Origin of the sequence: Bradyrhizobium genosp. SA-3 (assembly GCF_004212635.1) — a bacterium.
Classification (GTDB): Bacteria; Pseudomonadota; Alphaproteobacteria; order Rhizobiales; family Xanthobacteraceae; genus Bradyrhizobium.
On record NZ_PSRT01000028.1, the window covers coordinates 64226 to 71726 of the forward strand.

The 7501-nt window shown below is 64.7% G+C and carries 7 protein-coding genes and 1 pseudogene; 5 read left to right on the forward strand and 3 right to left on the reverse strand.

Going from position 1 to position 7501, the window contains the following annotated elements:
• Window positions 1-52 precede the first annotated feature (52 nt).
• The 3 genes and pseudogenes from CWO91_RS12255 to ftsZ all read left to right on the forward strand — a co-directional run.
• A pseudogene (locus CWO91_RS12255) lies at window positions 53-242 on the forward strand (phospholipase effector Tle1 domain-containing protein); the annotation flags it as partial.
• A 123-nt stretch (window positions 243-365) separates the two neighbouring features.
• Window positions 366-878 carry a hypothetical protein gene (locus CWO91_RS12260; RefSeq protein ID WP_165405383.1) on the forward strand — a complete coding sequence of 171 codons (513 nt, stop codon included), beginning with the start codon at window positions 366-368 and terminating at the stop codon, window positions 876-878.
• A 52-nt stretch (window positions 879-930) separates the two neighbouring features.
• Window positions 931-2190 carry a cell division protein FtsZ gene (gene ftsZ / locus CWO91_RS12265; RefSeq protein WP_130213675.1) on the forward strand — a complete coding sequence of 420 codons (1260 nt, stop codon included), beginning with the start codon at window positions 931-933 and terminating at the stop codon, window positions 2188-2190.
• Window positions 2191-2474: 284 nt separating this feature from the next.
• Here ftsZ and CWO91_RS12270 read toward each other — a convergent pair whose 3' ends face one another.
• Window positions 2475-3155: a hypothetical protein gene (locus CWO91_RS12270; protein WP_130213676.1), complete on the reverse strand. Its 681-nt coding sequence runs from the start codon at window positions 3153-3155 to the stop codon at window positions 2475-2477.
• A 157-nt stretch (window positions 3156-3312) separates the two neighbouring features.
• Between CWO91_RS12270 and CWO91_RS12275 the strand changes: the two genes are divergently transcribed.
• Window positions 3313-4638: a DUF2235 domain-containing protein gene (locus CWO91_RS12275; RefSeq protein ID WP_130213677.1), complete on the forward strand. Its 1326-nt coding sequence runs from the start codon at window positions 3313-3315 to the stop codon at window positions 4636-4638.
• 460 nt (window positions 4639-5098) lie between these two features.
• The gene (locus tag CWO91_RS12280) at window positions 5099-5350 is read left to right on the forward strand and encodes a PilZ domain-containing protein (RefSeq protein WP_091893446.1); all 252 of its coding nucleotides are present in this window, start codon (window positions 5099-5101) and stop codon (window positions 5348-5350) included.
• A gap of 197 nt (window positions 5351-5547) precedes the next feature.
• Here CWO91_RS12280 and CWO91_RS12285 read toward each other — a convergent pair whose 3' ends face one another.
• Together CWO91_RS12285 and CWO91_RS12290 are read right to left on the reverse strand one after the other, a co-directional pair.
• Complete coding sequence (locus CWO91_RS12285) at window positions 5548-5955, reverse strand: hypothetical protein (protein ID WP_130213678.1); 408 nt, start codon at window positions 5953-5955, stop codon at window positions 5548-5550.
• Between the two features lie 237 nt (window positions 5956-6192).
• Window positions 6193-7305 carry an NADH:flavin oxidoreductase/NADH oxidase gene (locus CWO91_RS12290; RefSeq protein WP_130213679.1) on the reverse strand — a complete coding sequence of 371 codons (1113 nt, stop codon included), beginning with the start codon at window positions 7303-7305 and terminating at the stop codon, window positions 6193-6195.
• Window positions 7306-7501 lie beyond the last annotated feature (196 nt).

Sequence of the window (7501 nt, forward strand, 5' to 3'; positions counted from 1 at the left end):
CGATCATTTTCCGCTAGACTCGCCCCGGTAGCATCACCCGGAAGCGCATCCCATGGAGCACGCGCACAACACCGACCGCAAAACCCGCTCCGAAAAACCTCGCCATCTGCCGCGACGCCACCAGCAACGAGATCTCGGAGAACACCTCCAACATCCTGAAGCTCTATCGCTGCCTGCGTAAGACCGACAAGACGCAGCCGCAGCAGATACTGCCCTACGATTCGGGGGTTGGCACGGTGACGGCACTCGTAAACAGCGCCCCTCGCGCGTTAACCGTCCATTAACCAACGCAGCCTAGCCTGCGGTAATCGTCCAGCCATCATTAGCTCGAAATGCCTTCCCGGTTCGCTCCAGGAGAAGCGCCGATGTGCGTTGAGTTGTTGACGTATGCCGATCTCAGTGCCCGCCTCGGTATCTCCCGAGAGGCCGCGCGTTCGCTGGCGAGACGCCGCCGGTTGCCGCGCTCGCGGTCGGAGGACGGCAAGGCCCTGGTGAGCGTTGATTTCTCCGAGCTCCGCTACACACCCCGGTCGCGAAGGGGCCGCCGGGCCGACCCAATCGATGCCTCCCTGGCCAGGATCGAGGCCGTCAAGATCGAGGCATTCAAGGCGGAGATCGCGCGGCTCGAGGTAGTGGCAGCCAACACCCGGGCCGATTTCGAGCGCGAGCGCGAGCGCGCCGATCGCCTGGCCGTCGAGCTGATGCAGGCGGCCGCCGAGACGACGGCAGCCAATGCGTGGTCGGCACGACTGGAAGACGAAGTGGCGGTTCTGCGGAACGGTCGCCGGGCGGGCGGCACGATCGCGGGACAGGCCGCGCGTCGATTGGGACATCTGGCCGCTGCGATCGTGCAAGCAGACCGCGCGGCTTGCAGGTAGCACGCGATACTCATCTCCATCCCCGGCTGGCCGGAGCAATCACGAGGGAAGCATGACTGGCATCACCGATATCCACGAAATGAAGGCCCGCATCGTCGTGTTCGGGGTCGGCGGCGCCGGCGGCAATGCGGTCAACAACATGATCACGGCCGGGCTGCAAGGGGTCGAGTTCGTGGTCGCCAATACCGACGCGCAGGCGCTGGCCATGTCGAAGGCGAGGCACCTGATCCAGCTCGGCACAAAGGTAACCGCAGGCCTCGGCGCCGGCTCGCAGCCGGAATTGGGACGCGCCGCAGCCGAAGAGGCGATCGACACGATCCGCGATCAATTGACCGGCGCACACATGGTGTTCGTGACGGCCGGCATGGGCGGCGGCACCGGCACCGGGGCTGCCCCCATCGTCGCCAGGGCCGCGCGCGAGCTCGGCATTCTCACGATCGGCGTGGTCACCAAGCCGTTCTACTTCGAGGGCCAGCGCCGCATGCGCTTTGCCGAAGCCGGCATCGAGGAGTTGCTGAAGACGGTCGACACCCTCTTGATCATCCCGAACCAGAACCTGTTCCGGGTCGCCAGCGACAAGACCACATTCGCCGACGCCTTCGCCCTTGCCGACCAGGTGCTTTATTCGGGCGTGGCCTGCATCAGCGACCTCATCGTCAAGGAAGGCCTGATCAACCTCGATTTTGCCGACGTCCTCTCCGTCATGAAGGAGAAGGGCAAGGCCATGATGGGACGGGGCGAGGCTTCCGGCGAGAAGCGCGTGCTTGCCGCCGCCGTGGCCGCGATCTCCAATCCATTGATCGAGAATCCCTCGATCAAGCGCGCCAGTGGCCTCATCATCTCCATCACCGGCGGCAAGGATCTCATGCTGTACGAGGTCGACGAAGCCGCGACCCGCATTCGCGACGAGGCCGATCCGGACGCCAACATCATCGTCGGCGCGTCGTTTGACGACAGCCTCGACGGCATCGTCCGCGTCTCGGTGGTGGCGACCGGTATAGATAATCTCGACCCGGCGCAGCAGGCGCAACCGGTGGAAACCGCCCTGACGCAGCTCGCCGGCAGGCTGCGCAACGATGGCCGCCGCATCGCCGATCGCATCGAGCGCAGTGCTCCCATTGCGCAAGTGGAAAGCCCGCCGCTGCGCCCGCAGCCGCACCACCCCGTGGGGCCACCGGCAAGGCCGAGTCTGGAACATGCGCGCCACGCGGCCGACCGGCCGCTCGATCCTTACGGCCGCACCGCTGCGCGCAATGCGCCGGACGAGGCCGTTCTCGATATCCCGGCCTTCCTGCGCCGCGCCGCCAACTGAGCGGTGGCAGGAGTCGGGAGGCTCGGACATGGAGCGCTGCTACGCGGCTCACCGCTTGCGGGAGAGGGTAACCGCATATGAGCATCAACAAGAGGTCGTCATGCCCGGGCTTGTCCCGGGCATCCACGTTCTTTGTGCTGCGGGGTAAGGAGTGGACGGCCGGGACAAGCCCGGCCATGACGATGTGGAAACCTCAGCATCCCAAGCGCTCGCGTCATATGCGATTTTCCTGCGCTTGCGGAACCTGCAGACAAGCTTCTTAAGCGGCGCCACCCGCCGATCGTTCACGCTGCCGTGCTGCGCGGGCTCTCAGCTGTTTCCTTCTTGTCCGTCTCCTTGTCGCGAGACAGCCATGCTGGAAAACGAAGCAGGCGTTCGTTGCTGTCTTTCGGCAGCTCGATGGGCGGCGCTTCATTGGCCGAGCTCGGCAGGTCCAGCGCGACGTGGCCTGTTCGCACCGCATCCGCGCGCTGATCCAGTTCGCGCAACAGGGGATCGAGCACGCTGTCGATTTCGGTCGCCACCGACACCAGGAAACTATTGAGCTCGCGCGCCTCGGGCACGACTGCCGCAGCCGATTCGATCGCCTTGGAGAGACCATCGACGACGGGTGCAAAGGCGCCGGAGGCTTGCTTGACTCGCGTTTTGATCGCTTCGATCTCGCATAAGACGCGCTCACGCTCCCGCCTTTTCTTCTCCTCCGAAAGGCGGGCTTCAATTTCGGCGATCTGGGCCGCCAGGGTCGTGGCTTCGGATGCGAGTGCATCGCGTCTTCCGCGCGCGCGATCGAGATCGCGGCTGAGATTGTCCACTAAGTCGTCCTTTCCAAACATGGCTTTGCTCCGTACGACAGCCGTTTTGGTCTGTAGGACGGCCTTGGCGCGAACCGCCAGCCTAGCAAGCGTAGCAAAGGCTGGATCGGCCGAAACAGGCATCAATTTCGGTCGCGTCACATGGGCCGACATCGTGATCCCCCACTCGTCCACATTAGGCGACGGCATGGTTAACAAGTTGTTAATGTCAACAGGTGAGAGATGGGGCAAAATGCCGGCGAGCCGCCTTCGTAGCTGCCGTCCATTTCCGCTATACTCGCCCCGGTAGCATCACCTCGAGGCGCATCCCATGGAACCCGCCCACACCACCAGGCCAGAGCCGAAGAACATCGTCATCTGCTGTGACGGCACCGGCAACGAGATCAGCGAGAACATCTCCAACGTCCTGAAGCTCTATCGCTGCCTGCGCAAGACCGACAGGACGCAGCCGCGGCAGATGGTGTTTTACGATCCCGGGGTCGGCACGGTGACGGAGCCGACGACGTGGAATCGCTGGAAAGCCAATATCAACCTGGTGCTGGGGCTCGCCACCGGCTACGGGCTCGATGACAACGTGCTGTCAGCCTATTGCTTCCTGGTTCAGCATTATACGCCGGGCGACAAGATCTATTTGTTCGGCTTCTCGCGCGGGGCCTATACGGTGCGGGTGCTGGCGGGGCTGATCCACAAGGTCGGCCTGATCTCGCCGGAGCAGGTGAACCTCGCAGGCTCGGGCCTCATCGCCTACAAGCAATATTCCGGCACCGGGCGCGGCAACGACGTCGAAGACCTCGCGGACGTCGCTGTCGACGAGCAGGGGCCGCTGCCGAAGGACCAATTCGATCTCGCCGCGCAGTTCGCGCGCATCACCTCGACGCGCTGGCCCACCATCCACTTCATCGGGGTGTGGGACACGGTGGCGAGCGTGATCGTGCCACGCGCCGACCGGCTGTATTGGCCGAGCTTCGAGGAGCTCGCCTTCACGCTGCGCAATCCGAGCGTCAAGATCTTCCGCCAGGCGATCGCGATCGACGAGCGGCGCTGCATGTTCCGCCTGAAGCAATACAGGGAGCCGCAGGAGTTCTGGAGCAACCGCTATGTGCCGGACGAGAAGAAGGTGCCGCAGGACATTCTGCAGGTGTGGTTCGCCGGCGTGCACAGCGACGTCGGCGGCGGCTATCCGGAGGCGGAGAGCGGCGAATCGAAATATCCGCTGATCTGGATGATCGAGGAGGCCACGAAAGCGGGGCTGAACTTCAACCCGCGCACGGTGAACCAGCTCGCCTGGGGCGTGCAGCGCAAGAACTCGCCGTTCAAATACGTCGAGCCCGCATACACGGGGAAGACGGGCGTGCTGCACGATTCCATGACGGCGGGCTGGCGGCTGCTGGAGTATTTGCCGAAGAGCGCGACGTACAAGGAATGGCCGGAGCGGAAGGTGGCGCTCGGCTTCTACATTCCCGATCGCGAGCCGCGCGTCATCCCCGAAGGCGCGCATGTGCATGAGAGCGTGGTGAAGCGGATGGCGGTGGAGCCGGACTATCGGCCGGTGAATTTGCCGAAGGATTTTGTGACGGTGCCGATGCCAGTGGGGCCTCAGCATGCGGAGGTGGCGGGGGAGATGGAGGGGGTGTGAGGGCGGCCCCTGCACTCTCACCGCTCGTCATTGCGAGCGCAGCGAAGCAATCCAGGAATCTCTCCGCGGAGGCAGTCTGGATTGCTTCGCGGAGCCTGTCATCGGGCCGCGCTTTGCGCGGACCCGGTGGCTCGCAATGACGGTGTGGAGGCAAGCGCGCGCTACGCACACCAGTGTCGTCCCGGCGAAGGCCGGGACCCATAACCACAGGCAGGAGTTTGGCGAAGATCGGTTGTTCGGGATTAGCACCACCGGCCATTGATAGACCTCGCGGTATGGGTCCCGGCCTTCGCCGGGACGACGGTGGAATGCGGAGCCCCGCCGCCCCACCCCGCTACCACCGCTTTCTGCAGTCACGGCAGCTTTTCATTAAAATTCTCCGCCCTGCCTTAGCGGGATCGCATCAACTCTGTTCCATCATCGCCTCCGATCCCCGCGAGACAGCGGAGCTGGAGGAGACGTGCCGCACTATCCGCGCAAATATGCCCGCGTGAAGCCTTCGGGGCTGGTGTCGCGCCAGGCCAAGATCATCACCGACCCGCGCGCGCCCGTGATTCCCTGCACGCTGATCGACTATTCGCCCGGCGGGGCCTGCGTCGATCTCGGCGGACAGGTGAGCATCCCCGATCGGTTCGAGCTGTTGCACGTCAACACCAAGAAGCGCTGCCGCATCGCCTGGAAGCGCGGAACGCGGGTGGGCGTGGTGTTTTAGGGGGTACCTGTCGCTACAAACTACATCGTCGTCCCGGCCTAGTGCGCAATTGCGCACGGGGGCCGGGACCCATACGCACAGCGAGCAGTTTGGCGAAGATTGGTCGTTCGGGATTGGCACCATCAATGATCGATAGATCACGCGGTATGGGTCCCGGCCTTCGCCGGGACGACGGCTGAGAATGACGTGCCCCCACCCTAATTCCGCATCCGTGCCTTCGCGCCCGCGACGATCTGCATGGCGACGCCGGCGGACCAGCCGAGCAGCGCGAGCCAAGCGAAGTTGATGTGCGGATCGAGCCTCAGCACGATGACGGCGACGGAGGCGAGCGCGGTGAACGTGGCGCAGAGCGTGCCGGCCGAGCTGAGAAATTCCGCGGCGTCGATCTCGCTGTGCGCATCGTCGAAGGGCATTTGCGGCGTGTCGATGCCGAGATAGAAGCCGATGAAGCCGAGCACCATCATCAGCAGCAGGAACCCCTGCGTGGTGAGCGTGGCAATCGCAGATCCCACATAAGCGCCGACGAACAATCCGCACGCCGCCCCCGCCATCGCAAGACCCACGCGCTCGAACACATGGGCAGTTTTGCGAACACCAAAACGCATGGCCGGCCTCCGTGAGGCGTTGAGGAGACGGAGGTTAGGCCAGTTTTGGGGAGGGTGGAAGGCGAGGAGTTTTACGGATGCGTGAGTTTACTCCCTCTCCCCGTTCTTACGGGGAGAGGGTTGGGGTGAGGGGCCTCTCTCCCCACACGAGCGTATCGCCGCACCTGTACCCCCTCACCCGGATCGCATCTGCGATGCGATCCGACCTCTCCCCGCAGGCGGGGAGAGGTGAAGAACTCACCGCGCCCCGAACGTGGTCCTGCCGAACAGCGCCTTTTGTGTCGAGGGCTGCGAGCGCCAATATTGCGGCGGGGCTTCAACCTCGCCGCCGACGTCCGCGGCGGCATGCCAGGCCCAGCGCGGGTCGTAGAGCATGCCGCGGGCGAGCGCGACCATGTCGGCCTTGCCGCTGGCGACGATCTCCTCGGCCTGCTTGCCTTCCGTGACCAGGCCGACGGCGATGGTGGGCAATCCGGTCTCGCGGCGGATGGCTTCTGCGAACTGCACCTGATAGCCGGGGCCGAGCGGAATCTTCTGCAGCGGCGAGACGCCGCCGGAGGAGGCATCGATCCAGTCGATGCCGCGTGCCTTCAGCGCTTTGGCAAAGGCGATGGTCTGCGCCAGGTCCCAGCCGCCTTCGACCCAGTCGGTCGACGACACCCGCATGCCGACCGGCTTGTCAGCGGGGAATGCGGCGCGCACCGCGTCGAACACCTCCAGCGGAAAGCGCATGCGGTTTTCGAGCGAGCCGCCATAGTCGTCGGTACGCCTGTTCGAGATCGGCGACAGGAACTGGTGCAGGAGATAGCCGTGCGCACCGTGAACCTCGATGGCGTCGATGCCGAGCCGCGCGGCGCGCTTGGTCGAATCGACGAAGGCATCGCGGATGCGCTTGAGGCCCGCGGCGTCGAGCGCGAGCGGGGCGGCCTCGCCCTCCTTGTGCGGCACGGCTGACGGGCCAACCGTCTGCCAGCCGCCCTGCTCGATCGGAATCAGCTGGCCGCCTTCCCACGGCCGCGCGCTGGAGGCTTTGCGGCCGGCATGGGCAAGCTGCATCCCGATCGCGGTGGAGGAATGCTTGCGCACCGAATGGAGGATCGGCTTCAAGGCGGCTTCGCAGGCATCGCTGTAGAGCCCGAGGCAGCCCGGCGTGATGCGGCCGATCGCCTCGACATGGGTCGCCTCGATGCAGAACATCGCCGCGCCCGACAGGCTGAGATTGTTGATGTGGGTGAAGTGCCAATCAGTGGCGACGCCGTCATCGGCCGAATACTGGCACATCGGCGACACCACGACGCGGTTCTTCAACGTCAGTCCGCGCAGCTTGATCGGAGAAAACAGGACGCTCATGCGGGGAGTTCCGGGGGATGGAGGATGGTGCATGGAGTGTAGTGAGGCAAACGCGGATTGCTAGGCGCGCGGCGGGAATGGGGGCCCGTGGGGCCATGCATTGCGGTGCTGGCTTGGTGCGAGCCTGCCTCCCAGCGTCATTGCGAGCGCAGCGAAGCAATCCAGAATCTCTCCGTAGAGGCAGACTGATCTTCCC